This window comes from Pseudomonas sp. FSL L8-0168 (assembly GCF_037976155.1).
Classification (GTDB): Bacteria; Pseudomonadota; Gammaproteobacteria; order Pseudomonadales; family Pseudomonadaceae; genus Aquipseudomonas; species Aquipseudomonas paracarnis.
On record NZ_CP150262.1, the window covers coordinates 4,420,026 to 4,446,751 of the forward strand.

Annotated in this window: 23 protein-coding genes; 12 read left to right on the plus strand and 11 right to left on the minus strand. The window is 60.3% G+C overall.

Annotation, left to right across the window (positions count from 1 at the left end):
• The first annotated feature begins 409 nt into the window (after window positions 1–409).
• The 6 genes from MHH62_RS20225 to MHH62_RS20250 all read left to right on the plus strand — a co-directional run bounded on the left by MHH62_RS20225 (window position 410) and on the right by MHH62_RS20250 (window position 6,378).
• Complete coding sequence (locus MHH62_RS20225; protein WP_294168063.1) at window positions 410–874, plus strand: very short patch repair endonuclease; 465 nt, start codon at window positions 410–412, stop codon at window positions 872–874.
• A 552-nt stretch (window positions 875–1,426) separates the two neighbouring features.
• On the plus strand, window positions 1,427–1,945 hold the full coding sequence (locus MHH62_RS20230) for a cysteine hydrolase family protein (RefSeq protein ID WP_339231740.1): 519 nt from the start codon (window positions 1,427–1,429) through the stop codon (window positions 1,943–1,945).
• A 271-nt stretch (window positions 1,946–2,216) separates the two neighbouring features.
• A complete protein-coding gene (locus MHH62_RS20235) occupies window positions 2,217–3,074 on the plus strand; it encodes an NYN domain-containing protein (protein WP_198790911.1) in 858 nt (285 codons plus the stop codon).
• A gap of 367 nt (window positions 3,075–3,441) precedes the next feature.
• Complete coding sequence (locus MHH62_RS20240; protein ID WP_073844124.1) at window positions 3,442–3,696, plus strand: DUF6124 family protein; 255 nt, start codon at window positions 3,442–3,444, stop codon at window positions 3,694–3,696.
• A 106-nt stretch (window positions 3,697–3,802) separates the two neighbouring features.
• Complete coding sequence (locus MHH62_RS20245; protein WP_339231744.1) at window positions 3,803–4,828, plus strand: hypothetical protein; 1,026 nt, start codon at window positions 3,803–3,805, stop codon at window positions 4,826–4,828.
• A gap of 116 nt (window positions 4,829–4,944) precedes the next feature.
• Complete coding sequence (locus tag MHH62_RS20250; RefSeq protein ID WP_339231746.1) at window positions 4,945–6,378, plus strand: glycosyltransferase family 39 protein; 1,434 nt, start codon at window positions 4,945–4,947, stop codon at window positions 6,376–6,378.
• Window positions 6,379–6,393: 15 nt separating this feature from the next.
• Here MHH62_RS20250 and MHH62_RS20255 read toward each other — a convergent pair whose 3' ends face one another.
• Window positions 6,394–6,882 carry a TIGR00645 family protein gene (locus MHH62_RS20255; RefSeq protein WP_014719996.1) on the minus strand — a complete coding sequence of 163 codons (489 nt, stop codon included), beginning with the start codon at window positions 6,880–6,882 and terminating at the stop codon, window positions 6,394–6,396.
• Between the two features lie 162 nt (window positions 6,883–7,044).
• Here MHH62_RS20255 and MHH62_RS20260 point away from each other — a divergent pair, with 162 nt between their 5' ends.
• Window positions 7,045–8,868, plus strand: coding sequence for a hypothetical protein (locus MHH62_RS20260; RefSeq protein WP_339231748.1), 1,824 nt, complete (start codon window positions 7,045–7,047; stop codon window positions 8,866–8,868).
• A gap of 59 nt (window positions 8,869–8,927) precedes the next feature.
• On the opposite strand, the gene MHH62_RS20265 is transcribed toward MHH62_RS20260, so the two are convergent.
• Both MHH62_RS20265 and MHH62_RS20270 read right to left on the minus strand, forming a co-directional pair.
• Complete coding sequence (locus MHH62_RS20265; protein ID WP_003194269.1) at window positions 8,928–9,245, minus strand: hypothetical protein; 318 nt, start codon at window positions 9,243–9,245, stop codon at window positions 8,928–8,930.
• Window positions 9,246–9,559: 314 nt separating this feature from the next.
• A complete protein-coding gene (locus MHH62_RS20270; protein ID WP_103451265.1) occupies window positions 9,560–11,998 on the minus strand; it encodes an ATP-binding protein in 2,439 nt (812 codons plus the stop codon).
• Between the two features lie 263 nt (window positions 11,999–12,261).
• On the opposite strand from MHH62_RS20270, the gene MHH62_RS20275 reads away from it, so the two are divergent.
• The 4 genes from MHH62_RS20275 (at window position 12,262) to MHH62_RS20290 (ending at window position 15,901) form a co-directional block, all read left to right on the plus strand.
• A complete protein-coding gene (locus MHH62_RS20275; protein ID WP_003194274.1) occupies window positions 12,262–12,750 on the plus strand; it encodes a DUF3015 domain-containing protein in 489 nt (162 codons plus the stop codon).
• A 92-nt stretch (window positions 12,751–12,842) separates the two neighbouring features.
• Window positions 12,843–14,696: a DUF4105 domain-containing protein gene (locus tag MHH62_RS20280; protein WP_054896143.1), complete on the plus strand. Its 1,854-nt coding sequence runs from the start codon at window positions 12,843–12,845 to the stop codon at window positions 14,694–14,696.
• A 197-nt stretch (window positions 14,697–14,893) separates the two neighbouring features.
• Window positions 14,894–15,250 (plus strand): hypothetical protein, encoded by a 357-nt coding sequence (locus MHH62_RS20285; RefSeq protein ID WP_047711822.1) that lies wholly within the window; start codon window positions 14,894–14,896, stop codon window positions 15,248–15,250.
• A 153-nt stretch (window positions 15,251–15,403) separates the two neighbouring features.
• Window positions 15,404–15,901 carry a GreA/GreB family elongation factor gene (locus MHH62_RS20290; RefSeq protein WP_014720002.1) on the plus strand — a complete coding sequence of 166 codons (498 nt, stop codon included), beginning with the start codon at window positions 15,404–15,406 and terminating at the stop codon, window positions 15,899–15,901.
• On the opposite strand, the gene gdhA is transcribed toward MHH62_RS20290, so the two are convergent.
• From gdhA to MHH62_RS20325, 7 genes are all read right to left on the minus strand, one after another.
• The gene (gene gdhA / locus MHH62_RS20295) at window positions 15,898–17,235 is read right to left on the minus strand and encodes an NADP-specific glutamate dehydrogenase (protein WP_032904174.1); all 1,338 of its coding nucleotides are present in this window, start codon (window positions 17,233–17,235) and stop codon (window positions 15,898–15,900) included. The two genes, MHH62_RS20290 and gdhA, sit on opposite strands and share 4 nt — an antisense overlap.
• Before the next feature lie 346 nt (window positions 17,236–17,581).
• Window positions 17,582–18,472 carry a phosphoenolpyruvate mutase gene (gene aepX, locus MHH62_RS20300; protein WP_103451264.1) on the minus strand — a complete coding sequence of 297 codons (891 nt, stop codon included), beginning with the start codon at window positions 18,470–18,472 and terminating at the stop codon, window positions 17,582–17,584.
• Window positions 18,473–18,520: 48 nt separating this feature from the next.
• Complete coding sequence (locus tag MHH62_RS20305) at window positions 18,521–19,366, minus strand: hypothetical protein (RefSeq protein WP_014720005.1); 846 nt, start codon at window positions 19,364–19,366, stop codon at window positions 18,521–18,523.
• Window positions 19,367–19,390: 24 nt separating this feature from the next.
• Complete coding sequence (locus MHH62_RS20310; protein ID WP_032904172.1) at window positions 19,391–20,620, minus strand: pyridoxal phosphate-dependent aminotransferase; 1,230 nt, start codon at window positions 20,618–20,620, stop codon at window positions 19,391–19,393.
• Between the two features lie 39 nt (window positions 20,621–20,659).
• Window positions 20,660–21,877 carry an MFS transporter gene (locus MHH62_RS20315; RefSeq protein ID WP_339231751.1) on the minus strand — a complete coding sequence of 406 codons (1,218 nt, stop codon included), beginning with the start codon at window positions 21,875–21,877 and terminating at the stop codon, window positions 20,660–20,662.
• Window positions 21,878–21,909: 32 nt separating this feature from the next.
• Entirely contained in the window at window positions 21,910–22,734 is an 825-nt protein-coding gene (locus tag MHH62_RS20320) for a hypothetical protein (RefSeq protein WP_019818016.1), read from the minus strand.
• A gap of 34 nt (window positions 22,735–22,768) precedes the next feature.
• Window positions 22,769–23,962 carry an MFS transporter gene (locus MHH62_RS20325; protein ID WP_020301756.1) on the minus strand — a complete coding sequence of 398 codons (1,194 nt, stop codon included), beginning with the start codon at window positions 23,960–23,962 and terminating at the stop codon, window positions 22,769–22,771.
• A gap of 95 nt (window positions 23,963–24,057) precedes the next feature.
• Between MHH62_RS20325 and MHH62_RS20330 the strand changes: the two genes are divergently transcribed.
• Window positions 24,058–24,987, plus strand: a complete 930-nt coding sequence (locus tag MHH62_RS20330) for a LysR family transcriptional regulator (protein WP_019818018.1) — start codon at window positions 24,058–24,060, stop codon at window positions 24,985–24,987.
• A gap of 66 nt (window positions 24,988–25,053) precedes the next feature.
• Here the strand turns inward: MHH62_RS20330 and ettA are convergent, their stop codons facing one another.
• Window positions 25,054–26,718, minus strand: coding sequence for an energy-dependent translational throttle protein EttA (gene ettA, locus MHH62_RS20335; protein ID WP_014720011.1), 1,665 nt, complete (start codon window positions 26,716–26,718; stop codon window positions 25,054–25,056).
• Between the last annotated feature and the right edge of the window lie 8 nt (window positions 26,719–26,726).

Below are 26,726 nucleotides of genomic sequence, written 5' to 3' on the forward strand. Positions count from 1 at the left end.
GAACATGCGCCGAGACCAGCTGCACGGAGCGGAGAAGGTCGGCGGCTCAGGCATGCTCATACCACGCGCATCCCGGTTTGACGAATTGTCAACCGGACGCTAAATGCTACATGGTGTCAGAGTGTAATGAAAATGCCGCGAGATGTCGCCTGCGCAGGTCGCGTGAACCTTCACAATTAGCCAGCCTCATCGGCGAAAGAATCCCCTTAGCATCAAGGTTTACGGGCAACGGGGTATATCTCGACCTAAACGACGATATCTAATCGCTCACCTTTGCCTGATGAGGCAAAGCCTTCCCCAGCCCTCCGGGACCTGCGAAGAAGCCACAACTTGAATTGGCTCACGAAGCGGAATAGTTTTTCCCAAGGAGGTATCCTGCGCCAGAGGCAAGCTCATCTGGGGGGTGTTCATGGACATAGTCAGCAGAGAAGTCAGGTCTCGAATGATGGCGGGCATCCGCGGCAGCGATACATTGCCAGAGATGAAGGTCAGGAAACTGCTTCACCGGCAAGGCTTCAGGTATCGCTTGCATCAGCGAAATCTTCCAGGCAAACCCGATGTCGTACTCCCTCGTCATCGTGTCTGCATCTTCGTTCATGGTTGCTTCTGGCACAGGCATCCGGGCTGTAGATACGCCGCGACCCCAAAGACCCGCGAGTATTTCTGGCAGACGAAATTCGATCAGAACGTGAAGCGTGACATCAGGAACCGAGACGAACTGCTCAGGTTAGGCTGGCGAGTGATCGAGCTCTGGGAGTGCGGAATACGCGGACCGGAAGCGGGCATGAACTGGCTTCTGGAAACGATCCCGGATCGCACCCAAAAATACGTCTCATGGCCCAACTTCTCCGACCTGCTCGTCCCCAGCGATTAGTTAACCGTAACCTGAGCCTATAGGCTTTCCGCACTCCATTTCCATGCAGTCCGAAAGACTATTCAAAGCAGTCTGAGGCGGGTGGCGCGAAACAATTAACAGCAACTCTTCCCCAGCCATGGCTGACGTTTTCACTGCCATTCGCTTGATAGGTTCAATCCCGACGGATTAAGAGGCAGCTCAAATTGCACCGTCCATCGGAATCCAATACACGCAGCGTTCCAACTGTATTCCAAGCTAGATTACCCAATAATTATTAACCAGCAATAACAGGTAGACACCCACTTGTTTCAGTTTCCCCCGACCCGCCAATTAAACAAAAAAAGTCGTCCAACAATGTCTTTTTTTGCCTAGAGTTCCATCCACCACACTGCTAATGTCACCTTATGACTACCCATTGCCTCACCTCGACAACCACCACCACGACCGCATCAAGCGGAGCGTGCGAGGTGTCGTGAAGCAACAACAAACGAACTTCAAAGGCCCGCCAGCGATGGACAGGGCCTTTTTTTATGCCTTGTGTCGCTGGTTCACACGCAAGGAGATGCACCTATGTACGCCCTGTTGATACTGGATATCCAAGTCGGACTCATCCACGGCCCAGAAAAACCATGGCGCTGCGACGAGCTGTTGGAAACGCTCAATACCCTGATGGACAAGGCCCGTAGCGCAGGTGCGCCGATTTTTCTCGCTCGCCACATCGGCCCCGCTGGCTCGCCAATCGAACCCGGCAGCCCGCTTACGCTGATTGCACAGGAACTGAAGTTGCTGGGTGGGGAAGTGGTGTTCGAAAAACGTCGGCCTAACGCTTTTGCAATGACTGACCTGGCGGACAATCTGCGCTCCAGCGGCGCCTCCGGCGTGGTAATCACCGGGATGAAAACGCAATACTGCGTCGACAGTACCTGCCGTGCCGCGCGTGATCTTGGCTTCGATGCGGTACTTATCGCCGACGGTCATACCTGTTCTGATACGCCTTTGATGAAAGCCGAGGCCATCGTGGCTCATCACAATGCCACGCTCAACGGGCCGCTCTGCCAGTTAGTTCAGGCTGAGGACTGGAGCTTTTAACAGAGCCTGACGACGAGGGAGGTCAACAGGGCTGGGCTTCGGAATTTTCCTGCAAGATGCCGCGCTTTTGGTGAACTGGTCAACTCCGCCTGCCGCAGATAACCTTCAACTGTCGCAGCAATGGTAGCGCCCAGCTCTAAGATGGCTTCATCTTGTCCTTGACGCTCAGGCGGCGACTGAACAAAACTATCTACCAGCTCAGTACAGCGCGCAGGCAATTGTTAGAACCTGCCCAGCAGTCCTGAGCTTTTTTTTGCCCGGAGAAAAGTGAGTGAAGCGAACAGCTGTTCTCATAGATGGTGGTTTTTTCTTTCAACGCGTGCTGTTCTTCGGGCGAAAGTATTTCCGGGACAGCCTGCTGCCGAACGCGGAAAATTTGGCGCAGATCATCAGGAAGCTGGTCAGGCTTCACATTGAGGACGAGCGATCCGCCCGCCGGGAACTCTACCGAGTCTATTACTACGACTGTCCTCCGCCCTCCAATCAGGTACGCCTCCCGCTCATACCACCAGGTCACAAAACACCAGGGCATTTGAACTTCAATACGCATCCGCCCTACCAGTTACGACGTGCCCTTCATGACAATCTCAGGTGCAGCAGGAAAACAGCGCTCAGGCTCGGCGAGCTAGCGAAAAGTGGAGAATGGCGGCTCAACTCCCACTCACTCAAAGCTTTGCTAAATGGCCAAAAGGCTTGGAGCGAGCTCACCAATGCAGACTTTCACTACAACGTGGAGCAGAAAAGCGTAGATACCAAACTGGGCATGGATATCACGACCCTGGCCATGGACCGGCTGGTTGACGTCATTGTTTTGGTGGCCGGCGACGCTGATTTCGTACCTGCGGCAAAGCTGGCAAGGATGAAAGGGATCGACTTCGTTCTGGATCCCATGTGGGCCAATACGACCAGCAGTCTTAGCGAACACGTAGATGGCCTTCGATCCTTCGACATTGTGAAGATGATCAGGGATATCACCGGCGCCGATGTCATTAAGAGTCCGGAGTGGTGGGCTATACGACCAGATATGCGACACCAACGCGATGAGGCCACTGAAATCGCAATTGCGGGTAACCTGGAAGCTGATCCAGGGGTGCACGTTAAAAAGCCATGCCTGGAAGCCAAGGACTGAGCTCAACTTCACGGCTTCCATTGTGTCGCGCGTCTAGAAGCGGTACAGGACCGGGCTTCGGAATTTTCCCGCAAGACGCCGCGCTATTGATGAACTAGCGCCCCCCACCCAACAAGCCTAGCCTCCCCCTGTCGCTGCAAAATCAGCGACCGGGTTTAGCAGCTCGGTTAATATCAAGGCCTGCAAAGCCACCATCCGTGCGAGCGATGCTTTCAGCATCCGCTGGTTCGTGTCATGGCGGCTGTGCGTGGGGCACTTTCGGGTGCGCCGGGTTCCTTGATTCCTGGTCTGCTAACCCGCGTACGGTCGCCACCCTTTTCGTTTAGCAGCGATGTCTGGCGACTCCATCAATCAAGGAGTTTCAGCCATGAAAAAAATCACCCCCAATCCCCCAACCACCCTCTTCACCCTCGCCGAAAACATCCACCCCGAAACCCTGCTAATCCAAGCCAGCGAAACCCTAGCCTCCCTCAACGCCATGACCACCGACCTGGCTTTCGAACTTGAAGGTGCGCACCGCCACAAGTTGCTCGCCGCCCAACAATTGATCGTTCTGGGTGAGCTACTGGTAGAACGAGTCTTGAACACCCAACCATTCACTACCCATCCGCCACACCCCTAAAACACGCAAACGGGCGAGACGCCTCAGCGCATCTCGCCCGCTGGCATCCCCTCACACTTCCCATTACCCTGACGGCCTTTATCAGACAACCGGAAGTCAGATACCCGTGTTCAAGCCCTTCGCCGTCATCGCCCTCGCCGTCATCCCTTCACTCGCCACCGCTGCCGAGTTGGCCGGGGTTTGGCAAGGCACCTTGGGCAAATCCGCTATCACCGTCTGTTTCAACGGCGCCGACGGGGAGCATGGCAGTTATTACTACCAGCGCATCCGTACCCCTATCCAGTTGACTCAGGCCAACGACAACGCGCCGTGGGTGGAGGAAGGAAGCACCGGTTTCTGGGCCCTGCAAAAACCTCAGGCCGATACCCTTTCGGGTGCCTGGAGCAAAACCGATGGCGGTGCGCCGCTGCCACTGGCCCTGCGCCGCATTGGTACGGACGGCTGCGGTAGCGATGCCTATAACGCGCCCATGGAAGCCGCGCCGCTGCCGATCAAGACTGAGAAGAAGACTTTCCACAACCACACCTACCAGCTCAAGACCCAAGGCCCCCGCGTCACGCTCAAGCTGGAGGGTGACAGCCCGGCGGTGCAGAAGATCAACCAGCAACTCGCCGCGTTGGCCGTCAATGACGAAGATCTAACCGACTATTTTTATGAACGGCGTGAATACCTGGGTCGAAACGGTTCGGTCTATACCAGTGAGATCGAGGTTGAGCCTGCCTATTGGTCATCGCAATTTCTCACCGTGCGGTTCTACCGCTGGGCCGCGGGCCAAGGCGCCATGGGCATCAGTTGGGGCCTGCACTCCTGGAACCTGCAAACCGGCGAGAGTGTGGACCCATGGGCTTGGCTCGGCGGCCATCAGCAATGGCATGACGCCTATTCCGGCCATTTGAAGCTGCCGGCCGCCTTCAGCACTTGGCTGGCCAAGCAAACCACCACCGACGAGGGCTGCCCGGCGATCACCGATTATTCCAACTTTCACCTCAGCTTCAACACCCAGGGCCTGCAACTCTCGACACCGGCCAATGGTGACGGTTGCGACAACGACTTGGCCTTCACCTGGGAGCAGTTGGAGCCGGTGCTGACCGCACAAGGCAAAGCGGCAGTGCCCAGCTTGAAACTGCCTTGATCCGCCGGAGAAAAACCCCACGGCCGTTCACCAAAGGTTAAGAATCGCGCTCGTATACTCCCTGACTACCCATGACCGGTCGCCCGATCGGTCTCATGCCTCGGTAGCCAGACTCCATGACGCGCCCCGCTCCCCTGCTGCTCTTGCTTGCTGCTCTGTTGTTCTTCTTTGCCCTCGGCAACCACGAGCTGCAAGGCTCTACCGAAGCCAGGGTGTCCGGGATCGCCATGGCGATGCACCTGGACAATGACTGGGTGGTGCCGCGCCTGTTTCGTGAACCCTTCTTGGAAAAACCGCCCCTGAGCCTATGGCTGGATGCCGGGGCGATTCGTTTGTTTGGCGCTAGCACCGGGGCGGTGCGCCTGGCCTCAGCGTTTGCCGGGTTGTTCAGTGTGATGCTGTTGTACGGGATGCTGCGGCGTTTTGGGCGGCCGCAGACGCTGGCGTTCAGCGCTGCGCTGATCCTGGCGACCATGGCCAGTTATTGGGGCAATGTGCGGGGTGTGGGTGAGGATTCGTTGCTCAGCCTCGGTGTCACCGCGGCCCTGCTGGGGTTTTACCAGGCGGTACGGCCCGAGCGCGAAGGTTCGAGTACCTGGGCCTGGGCGTTGTTTACCGCCGGGATGGTCATCGCTACGTTGAGCAAGGGCGTGTTGGGCCTGGCGATGCCGGGCATTGTGATTTTCGTGTACCTGTTCAGCACCAGCCTAATGGATAAGCGCCTGCGGCTGGGCGATTGGCTCAAGCCGGCGCTGTTCACCTTGTTGGCGTTGGTGCCGTTGCTGATCTGGCTGGGGTTTCTGTTTCAGCGCGGTGGGATGCAGGCGGTGGGTGAAGTGTTATGGACCAATAGCGTCGGGCGCTTCAGTGGTTCGTTCGTAGAAGCCGGGCATTACGAGCCGTTTTACTATTACCTCGCGAAACTACCCGAGGCCTTCCTGCCCTGGAACATCCTGGTGTACCTGGGCCTGTGGCACTTCCGCAAAAGCCTGGTGCGTAACCGCTATCGGTTGTTTTTCAGTGTGTGGCTGGTGGCGCAGTTCACTCTGCTGACCTTGGCTTCCAGCAAACGCACGGTGTACTTGATGGCGCTGACGCCAGCCGCCGCGGTATTAGCCGCCGAATATGCGCGGGTGCTGTTGGAGTGGGTCAAAGACCATAAGCCGGGGCTGTACCGTTATCATCGGCGCATTATTGGCGGGGTTTTCGCCCTGGCCATCGCCTGCTACCTGAGCGCAGCGTTCTGGTTTGCACCCAAAGCCGATGTGCGCCATTCATTCGTACCAGTGATGAGTCAGATCCAGGCCCTGCAAGACGAAGGCAGGACGGTAGCGATGTATCAACCCAACGAGCGCATCGACGGCGCCAGCGTGTTCTACCTGCAGGCCTACTTGCCGATCCTGAACACCGAAGCCGAACTGCGTACCTTCCTCAGCGCCAAGCCCGGCAACGTGGCGTTGACGGACCACACCGACCGGCTGAAAGAGCCGGTCACGGTGATCAAGCAAATGGCAGTCAACCGCCAGCCTTACTACTTCGTGGAGCAGTAAGGCCGGCGCGGGGTATCAATGCTTGGTGAGTTTGTCCAGGTAGCCCATGGCAAACGCCGAGACCACGAACGTCATGTGGATGATCACGTACCACATCAGGTGCTGTGGATCGACGTTCTTGGCGTCCATGAAGATCCGCAGCAGGTGGATGGAGGAAATCGCCACGATGGAGGCCGCCACTTTCATCTTCAGCGACGAAGAGTCCATGGTGCCCAGCCAGTTGAGCTTTTCTTTGTTTTCGTCGATATCCAGCTGCGAGACGAAGTTCTCGTAGCCGGAAATCATCACCATCACCAGCAAGCCACCGACCAGGGCCATGTCGATCAACGACAGCAGCAGCAGGATCACTTCGGCTTCCAACATGGTGAAGATGTTGGGAATCACGTGAATGATTTCCTGGAAGAATTTCAGCGCCAGGACCAGCAAGCCCAGGGACAGGCCCAGGTAGATCGGCGCCAGCAGCCAACGCGAGGCGTACATTGTATTTTCGATAAAGCGTTCCATTGAATCTCACACAGCTTGGCTAAAAATGGCGCCGAGTATACCAGCCGCCACCCGGCCCCTGTCACCGCGAGAAAACTGACCCAAGTGGCATCTGTAAGAGAATTTTTCTGCTAGTGTCGAGGCCATTCACTCGGCTCGATGATGTCGGACAGGAAAACTCAGATGATGGATGTGCGATCCCCTTTGGCCACTTTCGGCCTGTGCGCGGCGTTGCTGATGGCCAGCGGCTGCTCCCCCAAAGAAGAGCAGAAGCAGGCGACCCTCGAAGAGAAAACCACAAAGTTCGAACAGTCCCTGGACACTATTCAGGACCCCAAGCTGCGCGATGCCATTGCGGACCTGGGCGGCTCGCTGTTGTTGCTGGAACGTGCGCGCGTCAAGCTCGCCAGCAAGCCCATCGAAGCCGAATACGGCGAAGACAGCCTGGCCCTGCTCAAGCATTACCCTACGCCCCAAGCGCTGGTGAACACCTACATCAATGGCCTGTTCGTGCTGCGCAAAACCTCGCATTCCGACTACCTGACGGATTTGCAGCCTGTCTTCCCGTTCAACTTCAACGCCCCGGACCAGTTCCCGTTCCCCCATGGCCTGGAATGGCAGTCGGTCACCCTGAGCAACAATAAAGTCATTCCCTTCCAGCCGGAGTGGTCAGAAACCGACCCCGGCATCCAACTGAGCCCCAGCAGCTCCAACCTGACCAACCCCGACGACCTGACGGTGACCTACCCGTTTATCGAAGGGATCGAGACGGAAAACAAGAGCCAGCCACAACCCATCAGCCTCAAGGGCGCGGTGGAGGTGATCACCCCGGGTAAGGTGCTGACGTTCGACCTGACCAAACAAGACGTGGGCCATAAACGCACCGACGGCAATATCACCCTCAACCTGCTGACGCTGGAAAAGAACTACGCCGAGATTGAACTGACCAACAGCCAGCCCCTGGCCGCCGAAGTGGGCGATGCGTCACCCAACCCACTGCTGGTGCAGGCACGGGACAGCACCGGGCAGTTTCTGACCCGCTCAGGCTCGATCAACGAGAGTGCCGCGCAAGTGGCGTTCTATGAAAAACAACTGGCCGAGATGCAAAAACAGACCGCGTGGTCCGATGCCTTCGATAAACAGCTCACCGACGCGCAAAAAGCCTTCGAGCGCCAGCAGACCAGCCATTACGCCAAGGTGTATTTCAACGGGCTGATCGATAACCTGCAGGTGAATGTGCTGGATTTCTCCAAGGCCACGCTCACCCGTAAAGACCTGGACCTGCCGGTGATGCGCTTTGACAGGAACAGCCTGCAAAAGACCGTACAGCCCCTGCCAATGCCGGTCACGGTGTATGACGACGGCGCCGCCAGTTGGCTCAAAGATGCCTCGATGACCGAGGACCAGCTGAAAAACAGCGTCACCATCAGCCAATCGACCGAAGACGCCAGTGCCGCAAAAATCGTGTTCGACCACCCGTTCACCTTCAATGACGACCTGGTCGGTGCCGAGCGCAACAACAGTGACGCGCCTATCACCTTCTTCACCGCCGACGACAAGGGCGAGCGCGGCGAGCCTATCGAGCTGCCGACCGAGGCGTTCGAGCTGAATGCCGTCAGCGGCACGCTCACCTACGACCTCAACCTGTTCCCGGAAACACCGGCGTTTGTGGTGGGCTCGGTACCGTTGTTTTTGGCCACCATCGAGAAGGCCACGATTGACGCCGCCAAGCTGCCCAAGGGCCTGTCGCTCAAGGACAACGCGCTGATCGTCGACCAGAAGGACTTCCCCGCCGACAGCTGGCGCTTCTACGCCAAGGACGCCAGCGGCAATTACCTCAAGGAGATCCTCGGCGTCAGCCACCGCGCCGAGGAATACGGCACGGCGATGTTTGACGTGCATTACTTCTACGGCCAGCCGACCACGCTGGAAAGTTACCAGCGCACCGACCTCAGCACCGTGCAGTACGGTTTTGAGGTGAAGCTGGACAGGCCTGAGAGCAAATAGCCCTGGGTGGACGCGGAGCGTCCGGGGCGGCGTTACCACGCGGAGCGTGGGAACGATCCTCAGAGGGCCAGCCGCTCCTGGCCGCCATTGAGTTGGCGCAGATGAGCCTGCAGGTGCAGGCACCAGATCTGCGGCTCGTCCATTTGCTCGTAGCCGTGCAAGGTCAGGCTATCAACGATGGTGCCCAGCATGCGTTCTGCCACGAAGGGCCCATGGAACGGGCCCTGGGATTTGACGGTGGAAGGCTGCTCGCCCGACATGCCGGCGGCAAACAACAGCGTCCACATCCCGTTATCCCCGGCGAGAGGGCGAATGGAGCATTCGATACGGGTGACCAGGCCCAGGCACTGGCGAGTAAGGCAAAGGTTGCGCGACATGGCGGCGCCCCTCGGTAGATCGGTGTTCAGCCCCAGCGCACGGCGAGGCTGTTTCTATCCTACGACTCCTGTGGATATCCCTGAGTCTGAGAATAGAAGAAAAACACGACAAACCAAGGTTGTAGGGACCAACGGGCGTTGGTCCCCGAGAATGGAGTCAATTTTGTGGCACGCTAAACGCGCCCCGAAACACCACGGACCACTGTGGGAGCTGGCTTGCCTGCGATGACAGACTCATAGCCAACCTCCCAGTTGGCTGATACACCGCTATCGCAGGCAAGCCAGCTCCCACCTTAGCCGAGTGATGACAGCAATCAGGTCGGCTTGGCTTCGGCCAACGCCTGCTGCGCCAGCTCCTTTTCCGCCTCCTTCAAATCTTCCTCACTGATCATCTCGGCAATCGCGCGCAGGCGCTCCACCACCCGCGCATTCACGGTGCCTTCCGGGAACTGCCCCTCGGCGTCCGGCTCACCGGCATCCTCGCCCACCAGCAGGCTCAAGGCCTCATCCGCCTGGCGCACCGCATAGATATGGAATTGCCCGGCACGCACGGCCTGCAACACCTTCTCGTCGAGCATCAGCGTGGCGACGTTGGCCTGAGGGATGATCGCACCCTGCTCACCAGTCAACCCACGGGCTTCGCAGAGGCGGAAGAAGCCTTCGATCTTCTCGTTGACCCCGCCCACCGCCTGCACTTCACCAAACTGGTTGATCGAGCCGGTGATGGCAAAACATTGCTTGAGCGGCGTCTTCGACAGAGCCGAGATCAAGGTGCACGCCTCGCCCAGGGACGCACTGTCGCCGTCCACATAGCCGTAGGACTGCTCCAGGGCAATACTGGCGGAGATGGCCAACGGGAATTCCTGGGCATAGCGGCTGCCCAGGTAACCGGTGAGGATCATCACGCCCTTGGAGTGAATCGGCTGGCCGAGGTTAACTTCGCGCTCGATGTCGACAATACCGCTACCACCTGGGTACACCGTGGCGGAAATCCGCGCCGGCACGCCGAATGCCGAGTCGCCGACCTCCAGTACCGTCAAGCCGTTGCACTTGCCCACAGCGGCGCCGGCGGTGTCGATCAGGATGACGCCGGCGAGCATGTCGTCGAGGATCCGCGCCGACACGCGGCCGGTGCGCGTGGCCTTGGCCTTGAGGGCGCGCTCGATATGCCCGGCATCGGTCATTTCGTCGCCGGCCAGGTGGCGAATAAAGTCCGCCTCGCTCACCAACTGGAACAAATCACCAATACGCGCCGACAAGCGCCCCTGATGTTCGGCCAGGCGTGCGCTGTAGGTCGCCAGGCGCGCCACCGCGTCCGAAGTCAGCGGCGCCATGCCTTCTTCCGAGGTACGGGTTTTGAGCAACTGGGCGAACTGCTCCAGGCTCTCGTCGACCATGGGGATGTCTTCGTCGAAGTCCACCAATACGCGGAACATCTCCTGGAAGTCCGGGTCGGCGTCCTGCAAGGCGTAATACAACTGGCGCGAGCCGATGATGATCACCTTGACCTGCAAGGGAATCATCTGCGGGTTGAGGGTCACGGTGGCCAGGCGGCCGAGTTCGCCCAGGGGCGATTCCATCTTCAGCTTGCGCGATTGCAGGGAACGCTTGAGCGCATCCCACACAAAGGGTTCGCTGAGCATTTTTTCGGCTTCCAGAATCAGGAAACCGCCGTTGGCGCGGTGCAACGCACCTGGACGCAACTGGCGATAGGTGGTGTAGAGCGCGCCCTGGTCGGTGCTGTATTCGATACGGCCGAACAGGTTGTCGTAGGTCGGGTGCGGTTCAAACACCACCGGCGCGCCGCCGTTGACCGAGTGGCCCACCACCAGGCTCGGGCAGTACTGCTCTTCGAGCAGCTTGCGCGCCTGGGCGTCGGTCTTGGCGTCGTCCACCAATTGCTCCACCACGGTTTTGAGCAGGTACACCTGCATGGCCTGCAGGTAGCCACAGACGCCGGCGTTTTCTGCGTATTTTTCCGACAACGGCGCCAGCAAAGGCTGCAGGGCCAGGGTGATGGTTTCTTCGTTGAACTGGCGCAGCTGGTTGTTGGACTCACGCTTCCACTGCGGCAGGCTGGCCAGCTCTTCGTTGAGGCGCTCTTCCAGCTCGGAGATATCGGTGTGGAAGCGCTCGCGATCGACTTCCGGCAGTTGCGAAAACTCGGCTTCGTCCAGCGCCTTGCCGTCGAGCATCGGCGTAAAGGCGATATTGGAGCTGTCGCGGTACAGCGCCACGTCTTTTTCCAGGGCCAGGCGCTCGATCACGTCCAGCGCTTTGTCGTAGCGCTGGTTGAACGCCCGGTCGATGGCGCTTTTACGCTGTTGATAAGTCGGGTGCTCGAACACCGCCGGGAAGGTGGCGACCAGGTTGTCGACCAGGGCGTTGATATCGGCGATAAACGCCGCGGCGGCGCCACCCGGCAATTCCAGGGCGCGGGGCTCGCGGGGCTCATCGAAATTATTCACATAAACCCAGTCCGCCGGGGTTTGCAGGCGCTTGCCTTCGGCTTTGAGGTAGCGTTTGACGAACGAAAAGCGGCCGGTGCCCGGCTCGCCCATGACAAACACGTTGTAACCGGGGCGTGGCATGGCCACGCCGAACTGCAAGGCTTCAACCGCACGTTCCTGGCCAAGCACACCGCGAAAGGGCTCCAAATCATTGGTGGTCGAGAAGCTGAACTGTTCAGCGGAGAAAGGGCGAGTCAGCGCTTCGGGCGCTAGACGCAAGCTGGCAGCAACAGGATCAGGCATCGGGCTTCCTTACATCAGGCGGGGCAGATGGGGCATTCTGGCTCCCGGTTGAGCGCTCTGGCAAGGCGCGCTTTCGGGAAAGCATAGCCACGGCACGCGTCCTGCAAAAAAATCACCCGCCACTGAATGTTTATAAAAAAACACGGAACCCTGGGAACGTGCCTAAACTCCAAACTGCGCGGGTTGGACTAATAACTGGCCCCTAGGGTGCGTTGAGCACCTGAACCCTTGTCCATTGGTTTGCACACAAAGAGAACAAAGCTATGAAACGGATCCTTCTTGGTACTCTCTTCACCGTCGTCTCCCTCAATGCAATGGCAGAAGCACCAGGTGGCCCGAACTGCGGTTGGGGCAACATGTTGTTCGAAGGCCAGCGCGGTACTCCGGCCCACTTCCTCGCCTCCACCACCAACGGTACTTCGGGTAACGCCACCTTCGGCATGACCTCGGGCACCAACGGTTGCAGCACCAACAGCGCCCTGACCTACGGCGGCAAGTCCTGGATTGCCATGAATGGCATGATGAACGAGCTGTCCGAAGACATGGCCAAAGGCAACGGCGAAGCGCTGACCACCTACGCGGTGGTACTGGGTGTTGCGCCGGAAGATCGCGATCACTTCGCGGCCGTGACCCACGAGCACTTCCAGCAGATCTTCAGCAAGGCTGACGTGACCGCTGACGACGTGCACAACAACACCATTGCTGTACTGAAAAGCGATGCCCGTCTGGCGAAATACGCAACCCAGGCTTAAGCTCGACCTGCCCGCGCCTTTCGAGGCGCGGGTTTTATTTTTTCGACCCGCCCACCTTGGGTCTTTTTTTCCGTCCGACTTAAGTAGCCTCCATGCTCAAACGCCTCGCTTGCCTGGCTCTCTTCGCCTGCGCCCCGCTGCATGCGGCACCGCACCTCGACGATCAACGTTTGCAGCAACTGGCCAATGATCCGTTCTGGCTGTCGCTGGGGCACTACGAAGCCGGCAAAGTCAGTGGCTGGCGCAGCTATGTCAGCGACAAGAAATTCTTCATCGCTCCCGATGGCGCACACCATCCGGACGCCGAACTCAAGGCCACCGTTGATGCGCTGTATGCACCGGCCAGCCTGGGTGAAAAGCACGCCCAATGCGTCTACCCCGCACGCACCCGCTGGCTCAAGGCGCAGTTGCAACTGAACGACCTGCCCGCCCTGGAGTGCAAAGAGTTCACCCAATGGTTCAAGGACGTCGCGCCCCATAGCGCAGTGATGATCTTCCCGGCGGCCTACCTCAACAGCCCGTCGTCGATGTTCGGCCACACCCTGCTGCGCATCGACCAGGCCGACGTGCAAAGCAACAACACCGCGCTGCTCAGCTATGCGATCAACTTCGGCGCCTATATCGAAGGCTCCGACAACAGCATCCTCTATGCCTGGAAGGGCTTGATGGGCGGTTATCCGGGCCTGTTCGCCCTGGTGCCCTATCAGGAGAAACTCTCGGAATACCGCAGCCTCGAAAACCGCGATTTGTGGGAATACCGCCTGAACCTCACCGAGGTCGAGACCAAGCGTATGGTCGAGCACGTGTGGGAGCTCAAGCAGATCCAGTTCGATTACTTCTTCTTCGACGAAAACTGCTCCTACCGCCTGCTCGAACTGCTGCAAGTGGCCCGCCCTGGCCTGCGTTTGACTGAGCAATTCCCACTCACCGCGATCCCTACCGACACGGTCAAAGCGGTAAAAGACGCAGGGCTGGTGGAAAAGATCGACTATCGCCCCTCCCGTGAACGTGAACTGCTGGAACGCGCCAAGCCACTCGATAGCGATGAGCAACAGTGGGTGCTGAAAATCAGCGACGACCAAAAGCAACTGCAGGAACCGGCATTCAAAGCACTGCCCCGCGAGCGCCAGGCACTGATCGTGGATGCTGCTTACCGCCTGGGCCGCTACCGCGCCAATGGCCTGGAGCGCGACGCGACACGCTCCCAGCGCAGCTTCGAACTGCTGCGCGCGATCAACCAGAACCCGGCACCAGACCTGAAAATCACCCCGCCTGGCCTGCCGGAAAACGGCCACGAATCGCGCACCTGGCAAGCCGGCATCGGCACCCGTGGCGACAAAGCCTTCGGTGAATACGGCCTGCGCATGGCCTACCACGACCTCAACGACAACGCCGAAGGCTTCCCCTTGGGCGCGCAGATCGAAATCCTGCAAATGAAATTGCGCCAGTACGAGGGCAATCACTGGCAGCTCCAGCAACTGGACCTGGCCACCATCCGCTCGCTGACGCCACGCAATGCGCTGCTGCAACCTTGGTCGTGGCAAGTTACCGGCGGCCTGGAGCGGGTGCCGGGCAAACACGACGACGAAACCCTGGTCGCCCACGTCAACGGCGGCGCGGGCGGCACCTGGCAACTCTCCGACGACATGCTCGGCTTCGCCCTCGGCACCGTGCGCGTGGAGCACAACAACGACTTCAGCGAAGCCATCTCCCCGGCCGCTGGCTTCAACACCGGCGTGCTGTGGAAAAACCCGTTGGGCAACCTGAGCCTGGAAGCCAAGGGCGATTTCTTCACCAACGGCGAAGTGCGGCGCAGCATCAGCCTCAACCAGCAGTGGGAACTGTCGCGCAACCTGGGCCTGCGCCTGAGTGCCCAGCGTGAGTACAGCCACCTGTCCACACCGGTAAATGAAGTGATGCTTGAGGTGAAGTGGTACCACTACTGATTAATGAGTGCGGGCTTGCTCGCGATATACGGTATATCAGCCAAGGTTCAAGTGACTGACGCACCGCCATCGCAGGCAAGCCAGCTCCCACAGGTTTTATACTCGGCCCACAACTTTCTGACCTGCCTTTCACACCGCCCCAACAAATCCTCTTCTAGACTTCCCTTATCAGCCGTAAAACGGCCAGGGAGTACGCCATGTGGCGGTATGCGGTCATGCTGTGCGCGGTGGTGGGGTTGTCGGGTTGCCAGTCAACCCATCAGGAATTGCTGGCCAAAGGTTATCCACCCGCCTTCGCCGATGGTTTTGATGACGGTTGCAGCAGCGGTCGCCAGGCCGCTGGGGTGATTACCGGGGCGTTTCGCAAGAATGTGCCACGCTACCTCAAAGACCGGCCATACGCCGAAGGCTGGGAAGATGGGTTTCGTCAGTGCAAGGCCATGCGCGAGAGCCAGGAACTGCGCGATTACGAGGAAAACCGCAGGGACGACCGCGAACACGATTGGCAGCAGGAAAAAGATCGTGACGCCGCCAAAGCCTATCGCTCACGCTGATCGTTCCCACGCTCCGCGTGGGAATGCCGCCCTGGACGCTACGCGTCCGCTCGCGAGGTCGTGACGCGGAGCGTCACAGGATGCATTCCCACGCGGAGCGTGGGAACGATCAGCCCGCGAACGTGGCCCAACTTCCATAGGAAGGAGAACGCCATGAGCCGAGCTTTTGTAAATGAAGATAACGCGGCGGCCCAGGCTGATCAGCCGGTGGAGCGTCAGGTCAGCGCGCAACCTAACCGCCTGACCGCGCAAGGGTTGGCGCAATTGCAGGCCAAGGTGGCGCAGTTGCAAGGGGAGCACAGCGACGAAGCCGCCAAGGGTGAGCAGGCCGATAAACAGCGCCAGGCGGATCTTGAGCGGGACCTGCGCTACTTCAACCAACGAGTGCAGAGCGCCCAGGTGGTCGCGCCGGCCACGTCCACCGACAAGGTGCAGATCGGCAGTTGGGTCACGTTCGCCAACGAGCAGGACGAACAGCAGCGCATCCAGTTGGTCGGTGAAGACCAGGCCGATGCCAACGCCGGCTTGATCAACTGGGGCTCGCCCCTGGGCCGTGCTTTGTTGGGCGCCCAGGTGGGCGACGAGGTGCTGTGGCAGCGCCCCGTCGGCGATCAGTTGATCGAAGTGTTACGCGTCGAACCCGAGATTTAAACGATGCCTTGGGCCAGCATCGCGTCAGCCACTTTCACGAAGCCCGCGATGTTCGCGCCCTTGACGTAGTTGATACGGCCGTTTTCTTCACCGTAATGCACGCAGGCATGGTGGATCGACTGCATGATGTTGTGCAGCTTGCTGTCCACCTCCCCGGCGGTCCACAGCAGGCGCATGGCGTTTTGCGACATTTCCAGACCGCTCACCGCCACACCACCGGCATTGGACGCCTTGCCCGGTGCAAACAGAATGCCCGCGTCGATAAAGATATCCACAGCCTCCAACGTGGTCGGCATGTTCGCGCCTTCGGCCACGCAGAGGCAACCGTTGCGCAGCAAGGTACGCGCTGCTTCGGCGTCGAGTTCGTTCTGGGTGGCGCAAGGTAGTGCGATATCGCAGGCCAGTTCCCACGGCGCCTGGCCTTTGCGGAACTCCAGGCCGAAACGTGTGGCCAGTTCACTGATACGCCCGCGCTGTACGTTTTTCAGCTCCAACAGCGCCGACCATTGTTCTTCGGTCAAGCCGCTTTCGGCGTACAGGGTGCCTTCGGAGTCCGACAGGGAAATTACCTTGCCGCCCAGGTCCATGACCTTGCGCGCCGCGTATTGCGCCACGTTACCGGAGCCGGACACGGCCACACGCTTGCCTTCAACCCGCTGACCTTGGCGCTTGAGCATTTCCTCGGCGAAATACACACAGCCGAAACCGGTGGCTTCAGGGCGGATCAGGCTACCGCCATAGGTCATGCCCTTGCCGGTCAGCACTGAGGTGAATTGATTGCTCAGGCGTTTGTACTGGCCGAACAGGAAGCCGATTTCCCGTGCGCCCACGCCGATATCGCCGGCCGGTACGTCCACGTCCGCACCGATGTGGCGGTACAGCTCGCTCATGAACGCCTGGCAGAAGCGCATCACTTCGGCGTCGCTCTTGCCCTTGGGGTCGAAGTCCGAGCCGCCTTTGCCGCCGCCCATGGGCAGCGAGGTCAGGGAGTTCTTGAAGGTCTGTTCGAAGGCGAGGAACTTCAGCACACCCAGGTTGACCGAAGGGTGGAAGCGCAAGCCACCTTTGTAGGGCCCAATGGCGCTGTTCATCTGGATACGGAAACCGCGATTGACCTGGACCTTGCCGTGGTCATCCACCCACGACACCCGGAACGTGATCGCGCGTTCCGGCTCGCAGATGCGCTCTAGGATGCCCGAGGTCAGATAGTGCGGATTGGCTTCAAGAAAGGGCCACAGGCTGCGTAGGACTTCTTCTACAGCCTGGTGGAATTCCGGTTGGTCCGGGTCGCGTTTCTTGAGGCGGGCAAGGAAGGAATCGACGGATTCGGTCATGAACAGTCTCGGCAAATTGATTGTTGTTAAACGGAGATTGAGCCGGACTTTATCAATTCGTTTCGCACCGCGACAGGGCAAAATGTCGCTTTTGTGAAATTAAATGGTGCAATAAGTATAAATAACTGCCTTTTTTTGCCCTTAAATGGGGATTTCACTCTGAGTTTTGCACCAACAGGTAGGCCGTTATCGCAGGCAAGCCAGCTCCCACATTGGATCGAGTACACCGGTCATGTGGGAGCTGGCTTGCCTGCGATAGCGGCGGTGCAGTTACAGATGCAGCGACTGACCCACCGCTTTCGCGAGCAAGCCCGCACAGCATTTGCCCACAGACCCGCGCATGTCTCTAGCGCGTACCGGGCACCAGGTCGAGTATCTCGTCGATGCCCAGGCAACGTGGCTCCAGTTCCAGCGTCCTGCCATTGGCGAGTATGCCGACGGCGGTATCGCGCATGGCCAGGTAGGCACTGCGCAACATGTGATTGGCATAAATCACCGCGTTGAAACCTGCTCGCTCCAGCACCTCGAACTTCAGGTGAACATAGCTGGTCGGCACACAAATCAGCGGTACCCTGGGCCGCTGCAGGCGAAACTGCCGGGCGAATTCCAGAATTTCCAGGCCATCCTGCTTGCGGCTGTGGATCATGATGCCATCCGCCCCCGCATCGACATACGCCAGGCACCGCGCCATCGCCTCTTCCATGCCGCGATCCAGAATCAAGCTTTCACACCGGGCAATCATCATCAGCCCTGAGCCGGTGCGACTCGTGCACCCGGCCTGGAGCTTGGCGCAAAAGGCCTCGATGGACTCCTGCGCCTGGTCGACCTCGATGCCCAAGAGTGAATTCTTCTTCAGGCCGCATTTGTCTTCGATCACCACCGCCGAGACGCCTGCGCGCTCCAGCATCTTGATATGAATCGCGAAATGTTCGGCCTTACCGCCGGTATCGGCGTCGAATATCAGCGGCAGCGAGCACACATCGAAGATTTCGCGAATCCCCGGCAATCGGTTACTGGGCGAAAGAATTTCGATGTCGGGTAACCCGCGCTGGGTCGAGTCGGTCAGCGAACTCGACCAGATGGCGTCGTACCCCACCGTATGCCCTGGGCTGATTTCCAGCCTGGCGCGCTGCGCGAGCAACGCCGATATCGGGCTATGGGCTTCGAGTACTCGCAGGCAACGGTTGCTATCCAATAGCGCCGACAGAGGGCGTCGGCGCGCTTCGGTATCCATCATAGGGTTCAGGCTCCTTATCAGCGGCACAACAAGGGTTATCGGACAGCCTCAATCCCAGGCGGGCTGTTCGCACTTGAGCACCGACGCCATCTTTTGCAGATGTTCGCAGGCCCTGGCCACGTACTCCCTGGAAAGCCGCGCGATACGCGCGTAATCCACGGCCTGCCCGGTGGCGCTGGCATACAGCCGCAACGCCTCAGCGGCATGTTTGAAGTGGCGTGCTTCCACGCTGCCGCAATGCACGCTGAGAAAACTTGCGACGCGGCTGGCCTCACCGGCGCTATAGCCCCGTACATCGCGCAACCACTGCTTCCATAGCGGGGTCATCAGGTTGTATTCGCCGGTATTGAACAACTCCGTCATGGCCATCATTTCCAGCGCTTCGATGAGTTGCGGCGCCAATGGGCGTTTTTCCCCCACCCAACCGGAGAACTCTTTGGTAATCGGGTTGAGGAATTTGTCTTGCAGGCGCCAATCATCGGAGCCGCAGATGGCCGAAGCCATGCGGTAATACAGCTTGGAATGGTGCGGATGCCCATGCATTTCACCCAGCCCGATGTCCTCGACAATGATCTCCCCACAATGGGCCGCCGCTTCGAGCATTTTCAACCGGGCGTCATCCGTCAACGATGCCGACTCCTGGAGGATGCGCACGATGACGCTCGAGACGGCATGGGCGGCGCCGTCCGGGCTACGCCAGCCACAGAAGAACGTACACAGTGACGACTCGCTCCAATTACTGGAGGTCATGTCGACATAGGTCTCGCAGTACGTGTCCAGCGCGGCGGTTTGACTGTTGAAACCGCTGAGCAGGGCCTGGACCAGATGTCCGTCCTCGACATCCACCAGCGCCTGGTTCACGTACCCGATCAATTGGCGGCTCAGATTTTCCACGGCTCATATCCTTTTAAGGTGGGGTTAATGCGCAACGATTTCTGACATGAAACGACTAAAGCGTGTGAGGCCCTCAATCAGCGCTTCACGCTCAACGGCGTAGGAGATGCGGATGCTGTTTTCGTCGCCACAGCCAGAGCCGGGCACTACCGCGATATGGGCCTCGGTCAATAACAGATCGGCCAAGTGGTCGACGTCACGAATAACGGTGCCCAGGTAGCGGCCCCCCAACTTGCGGGACACATCGATAAACAGATAGAACGCCCCTTCCGGCGGGGCGCACCGAATGCCGTCGACATGCCCCAGGCAGGTGCAGGCCACGAGCAATTGCTGGTCGAGGAAGGCATTGACCTGGCGGGTAAAGTGCGGCGCGTCCGCCATCAGGCTGCCGAGCGCGGCATATTGGGACAGGCTGCTGGGGTTGGACGTCGTATGCCCTTGCAGGTTGTGCATGGCGGCGATGACTGGGGCGGGCGCGCACGCATACCCTACCCGCCAGCCGGTGACCGCGTGGCTCTTGGAAAACGAATCGACCAGTACCGTCTGATGTTTGAGCGGCGCAAACAGCGACACGATGTTGTGATGTTCATGGGGCGCGCGCACCAGTTTGCGGTAACACTCGTCGAACACCACCCAAAGCCTGTGTGCGAAGGCGAGCCGGGCAATCCCCAGCAGTTCTTCGCGCTGATAAACCGTGCCCGTCGGATTGTTCGGGGTGTTGATCACAATCATCCGGGTGCGCGGGGTCAGGGCCTTCTGGACCGCTGCGCAGGTGAGGCGATAGTCATCCGCAGCCGTGTCGACATAGACGGGAACGCCACCGGCCAGTTGGATCTGGGTGGGGAAGGTTTCCCAGTACGGCACCGCGACGATGACTTCATCCCCCGGATTGAGCAGCACCATTGCGGCGTTATACAGCGCCTGCTTGGCACCGGCGGTCACCGCTATTTCATCGGCGGCGTAATTCACCCCGCAGCGCTGAGTGACCTGCTGCGCCAGCGCGTGGCGAAGCTGGGGCAGGCCGATGGGCGGCGTGTAGCGGTTGCGGGCAGTGGCGAGCGCATCGGCCGCGGCGGCTTTCATCACCGGGCAGGCATCGAAGGACAATTCGCCCGCGGCAAAGTTGACCACGTTGACGCCGGCTTCTTTCAAGGCATTGGCTTTACTGCGCATGCTGGATGTGCCGGGTGCGCTAAGACGTTGCGCACGCTGGGACAACGGCAATGACACGGCAGACGGTTCACTGTTATTCATTGTTATACCTGCCAGAACACGTTGGAACGTTCGTTCGCCCTACCGGGCTTGGGCCTCCAGCCCTTGCTGAACCCGCCAGGACAGCGGCAAGGTCAGCAACAGGGTGGCGGCCAGCAACAGGACGGCCATGGGCACACCGGTGGCGTCCCCAAGGCTGCCGAACAGCACCGGCGCCAAGGCGCCGCCACCGATGGTGCCGGTGTAGAACACGGCGAACGCCTGGTCGCGCCTGCCCGGCCCTGCCAGGTCCGGGACTGCGCCGTACAGCACCGACGACGTGCCGTTCAGCGCCAGCCCCAGCAGCGGCAACATCACCATCAAGCCGGCGTAGGGCAAGTACACCGCCATGACGATCAACACGGCCGTGGTGAACTCCGTGGCCCATACCGTTTTCATCATGCCGATGCGCGCACCGAGGTAACCGCACAACAATTTGCCGAAGGCGCCCCCGACGAACAGCATCGTCAGCGCCAGGCCGATGCCCGCAGGCCCGGCGCCCTTGGCCTTGAGCAAAAACGGCAGGAACGTGAGGAAACCCATGCGCACGGCGCTGTCCAGCGTGCCGGTCACGATCAGCGCACGCAGCCCGCTCGCAGAGCCGGCGCCGACGCTCGTACGGGCGGCTTTCACCGGCGCTGCCGAAGCCTCGGCGCGTGCCGGGATCAGCCACCACAACAGGCCTGCCGCCAGCAGCCCGAGTACACCCAGCAGGGTGACACTGGCGCGCCAACTGATGACCGCCAGCAACAGCCCGATCAACCCCGGGATCAGGGTCTTGCCGATATCGCCGCTGAAGTTGTACTGCGACAGCGCTTGTTTGACGCCTCCGCCGGCCTCGTGCGCATCGGTGATCAACGACGAGGCCAGCGGGTGCTGCGTACTCGCGCCGAGCCCGCCCAGCAGCAGCGCCAACAGCAACACGCCCAGCCCACCGGCCTGGCCGGCCAGCAGGTAGGCCAGGCCCGCCAACGCCGTGCCACCTACCAGCAAGCGTTCACGCCCCCAGCGCGCGGCAGCCCGGCTGGCCAGTAACTGAAAACCGGCCATCATGCCCGCATAGGCACCGCGCAACAGGCCGATCTGGGCGTAGCTGAGGCCGAACTGCGCTTGCCAGATCGGCAACAGCACATAAATCACATCGGTCAGCCCGTCGTGCACGGCATGCGCGCCGCAGCCGGCCACCAGAGCGCGGCGACGCACGCTGACCGGGTCAGGCGGCGACAACGATGGCGTTGCGGTCTGCTTCAGGGTGTTCATCTGGGTCAGAGGCTCTCAGGCAAAACGCCGGGTTAACCCAGCAACTGCGCACAGTCGCTCATCACACTGGCTTTACGCTGCAGGTATTGGGCGAAAATGTCGCGTGCCGTGGCGGGGTCCACTTCAATCTGCATGGCAGTGGTGAACTCATTCACCGCCGCCACCGCATGGGCGAAATGGTTGCTCTCAGTACCGCCGGTGTGCACCGTGACCCAGGCCACCGTCGCACGGGATTTCTCCGGCGGCACGCCCATGTCCCGCACGAACCACTGCGAGTACAACGGGTGGATGAATTCCACTTCGCCATGGGTGTACACCTCGTGGATCAACGTGGTCAGCAACCCCTGCAGCAGGTCGCGATCACGCAGGCGGCGGGTGTCGGTCCAGTCCTTGAACGCCTGTGCCGAGGGCAGGCAATTGTCCTTCAATATCCACTGGTCATCACCGCACAGCGCGGTGGCCATGGTGTAGAACAGGTCTGCGTGCAGGGTGTTGCCCAACGCGCCCAGATCTTCATCGGTGATGCGTTGCAGGCTGCCGCAGGCGCGGTACAACTGCGCCGCGGCGGCGGAGCCTTCATCGGAGCGCGCCAGCAAGGTAATGCGGTTGGCCAGGCCGGACACACTGGCTGCCGAATTATTGGTCTTGGACCAACTGGCGAAGAACTTGCGCAGTACCGCCGGCGAATGCCGACGCGAGGTAAGTCGCGCAAAAGCGTCTTCGATATCCACCAGCGCGTCTTCCTGAGCCCAGAAGGCTTCGAACAGCGCGTGGCGCAAGGCGCCGGCCGGCATGTCGTTCAATACCGGTTCGATGAGCTTTAACAACTGGCTGCGCTTGATCACGGTGTTAGTCATGTTCACCTCTCATAGTCCTTTATTGGATGAAAAATCAGGCTGGTTTGCCGCGCTGTCCGGCGATCAGGGCCTGGGGCTTTACCGGTTTCCAGCCCAGCAGGGCAATCGCCAGCGACAACAGCTGAAAACCTGCGACCAACGCGACGCAGCCCGGCCAGCCCCATTGATTCCAGAGCATGGCCGGGGCCACGGCGCCGGCGCTGCCGCCCAGGTAATAACCGGTCAGGTACAGCCCCACGGCGCCGGACTTGTCCGGGCCCGCCGTGGTGGCGATATACGCATTGGCGGATGCCTGTGCCAGGAATACGCCGGTGGAGCTCAGGGCCAGCCCCAGCACGATCAGCCACAGGGACGGCAACAATGTCAGCGCCGAGCCACAGATGCCGAGCGCCACAGCGCCGGTCAGTAACTGCGATTGTGGTCGCGATTTGCTCAAGCGCCCCGCAACAGGAATGACCACCAGCGCCAGCAGGAACACCGCATACAAAGTGCCCAAGGCTGCAGCGCCCAGGTTGAACGGGGCCTGGCTGAGATACAGCCCGGCATAGGTAAAGGTTGCGACTTGGGAGAACAGCACGCAGAAACCGACGCCATAGGCCGCCAGCAAGGGTTTGCGCAGGAGCCGGCGCACCCCGTGCATGCCCACGGCCGCAACGCCGGGCCGCGCCACCGGATTGGCCGGCAACAGCCACACAATCAGCAGGCCGACCAGCAGGCTGATCACCGCCAACAGTTCGAAGGCTTCGCGCCAGCCCACATATTGGGTCATGACACCCGAGACAAAGCGCCCGGCAAACCCACCGAGCACCGTCCCCGCGACGTACAAACTGGTGATCTCGGTGACCGTGGCCGCACGCCAGCGATCACCGATGTAGGCCACGCTGGTGGCGAACACCACTGGGATTAACATCCCTTCGACAAAACGCCACACCAGCAGCTCGGCAAAACTGTCCACATAGGCCGTCAGCAGCGTCGGTAGCGCCAGCAGCAATGCGGCCACGGCAATCACCGTGCGCTGCTCGAAACGGCCGGTCAGGCGCCCGACAAACGGCGCGGTCAACGCCACGGCCAACGTGGTCACCGTGATGCTCCACCCTGCCTGTCGGGCACTCACCTGGAAGCTTTCGGCAAACGCAGGCAGGATGCTCTGTGTCGCATAAAGATTCAGAAACGCCGCACAGCCACACAGGAACACGGCGAAGCGGGCGTGATGCATGCGCGGGTTCATGTGGCCTCTCGTCTTATAGTCGAGGATGTTTATAGAATACCCAGCGCAGGGAACACCAATACCGAATTCGGACCGATCAATACCCAGGAAACAGAATGCTTGATCTACGCAAGTTACGGTACTTCCTGACGGTCGCCGAAGAGCTGCACTTCGGCCGCGCAGCCCAGCGCCTGCACCTTGCCCAGCCGCCCCTGACGCGGCAGATTTCGGCCCTGGAAACCGAGCTTGGCTTTCGCCTGTTCGACCGCACCAGTCGCACGGTCACACTGACCGCCCAAGGCCAGCACTTTTTGCCGTATGCCCGCGCAGCGCTGGAGCACGCCAGGCTTGCACAAGACATCGCCGCCAAGCTGGCTGCCGGCTCGACTGGCCAACTGGTCGTAGGCTATGCCAGCTCGATCGCGTTGTCGGAACTCTTCAGCCAAACCCTGCAAGCCTTCGCCCAGCGTTTTCCCGATGTGCAACTGACCCTGGTGGAGAGCGCTTCCGGCAGCCTGCACACGCACGTGCTGGACGGGCGCATCGACGTCGGCATGAGCCGCCTGCTGCCGGAGGCTGGGCAAACCGGCGTCGAGGCTTTGTCGTTGGGGCAAGAACCGCTGGTGGCGGCTCTTTGCAGCGACAACCCGCTGGCGGAGCAGAGCGAAGTCACCCTCGCCCAGCTCAGTGAGTACCCGTTGATTCTGTTCCCCAGCGATTACGGTTCGGGCCTCAACGGCTCCATCGAGCACCTGTATCAACGCCGTGGCCTGGCGCTGCGCCCGGGCCCTGCTGGGCGCCAGATCACCTCGATCATCGCCCTGGTGGCGGCAGGCCAAGGTGTCTCGCTCGTGCCCCAGTGCACCCGCACCCTGGCCAGGGAAGGCGTGGTCTACCGCCCCTTGGCAGACCCCGAAGCCTGGGTACACCTGCTGATACTCACGCGCTCACCGTCACGCTCATTGTTGGTCGAGGCGTTTATGGGGGTGGTCGAAGAATTGCTGCGCAGCCGCCCAACGCTGGCGCCCACGACGCTTCCGGCATAACGCGGGCAAAAAAATACCCCTGCGTGAGGGGTATTTTTTCAACAGGCTGTTGCGGCTATTGCAGCATCAGGCCAGCTTTTTGTGACGCACACGGTGCGGCTGGGCAGCGGCCTCACCCAAGCGCTTCTTACGGTCGGCTTCGTACTCGGTGTAGTTGCCTTCGAAGAACACCGCCTGGGAGTCATCTTCGTACGCCAGGATGTGGGTCGCGACGCGGTCAAGGAACCACCGATCGTGAGAGATCACAATGGCGGCGCCCGGGAAGTCCAGCAGGGCTTCTTCCAGGGAACGCAGGGTTTCAACGTCGAGGTCGTTGGACGGTTCGTCGAGCAGCAACACGTTGCCGCCCTCTTTCAGGGTCAGGGCCAGGTGCAAGCGACCGCGCTCACCACCGGACAGGTCCTTGACGAACTTCTGCTGGTCGCCGCCCTTGAAGTTGAAACGGCCGACGTAGGTGCGCGACGGGATTTCATAGTTGCCGATACGGATCTGGTCGGAACCGTCAGAGATCTGCTGGAACACAGTCTTGCTGCCGTCGAGGTCGTCGCGGCTCTGGTCCACACAGGCCAGTTGCACGGTGTCACCGATCTCGATGCTGCCGGAGTCCGGGGTTTCCTTGCCCATCAGCATGCGGAACAGGGTGGATTTACCCGCACCGTTACCGCCGATAACGCCGACGATCGCGCCTTTTGGCATGGCGAACGACAGGTTGTCGATCAGCACGCGGTCGCCATAGCCTTTGGTCACGTTCTTGAACTCGATGACCTTGTCACCCAGGCGCGGACCGGCCGGGATGTAGATCTCGTTGGTTTCGCTGCGCTTCTGGAATTCCTGCGACTGCATTTCTTCAAAGCGTTGCAGACGGGCCTTGGATTTGGACTGGCGGGCCTTGGCGCCTTTGCGCACCCACTCCAGTTCTTCCTTCATGGCTTTTTCGTGGGCCGATTGCTGCTTGGATTCGGCGGCCAGACGGTCGGACTTGGCTTCCAGCCAACCGGAGTAGTTGCCCTCGTAAGGGATACCGGCGCCGCGGTCGAGCTCCAGGATCCAGCCGGCGACGTTGTCCAGGAAGTAACGGTCGTGCGTGATCGCAACCACGGTACCCGGGAAATCGTGCAGAAAGTGCTCCAGCCAGGCGACGGAATCGGCGTCCAGGTGGTTGGTCGGTTCGTCGAGCAGCAGCATGTCAGGGGCCGACAGCAGCAGGCGGCACAGGGCCACACGACGCTTCTCACCACCGGACAGGTGCTCGACCTTTGCGTCCCAGGCTGGCAGGCGCAGCGCATCGGCGGCGACTTCCAGTTGGCGCTCCAGGTTGTGGCCATCGCCCGCCTGCAGGATCGCTTCGAGCTTGGCCTGTTCGGCAGCCAGCTTGTCGAAGTCGGCATCCGGTTCGGCGTAGGCGGCGTACACCTCATCGAGGCGGGCCTGGGCGTCCTTGATCACGCTGACGGCTTCTTCGACCACTTCGCGCACGGTCTTGGTCGGGTCCAGGATCGGCTCTTGCGGCAGGTAACCGATGTTCAGGTCCGGCATCGGACGGGCTTCGCCTTCGAACTCGGTGTCGACGCCCGCCATGATTTTCAGCAGGGTGGACTTACCCGAACCGTTGAGGCCGAGCACGCCGATCTTGGCGCCTGGGAAGAAGGACAGCGAAATGTTTTTCAGGATTTCCCGCTTCGGCGGAACTACTTTTCCCAGCCGATGCATGGTGAAGACGTATTGAGCCATGGTGAACC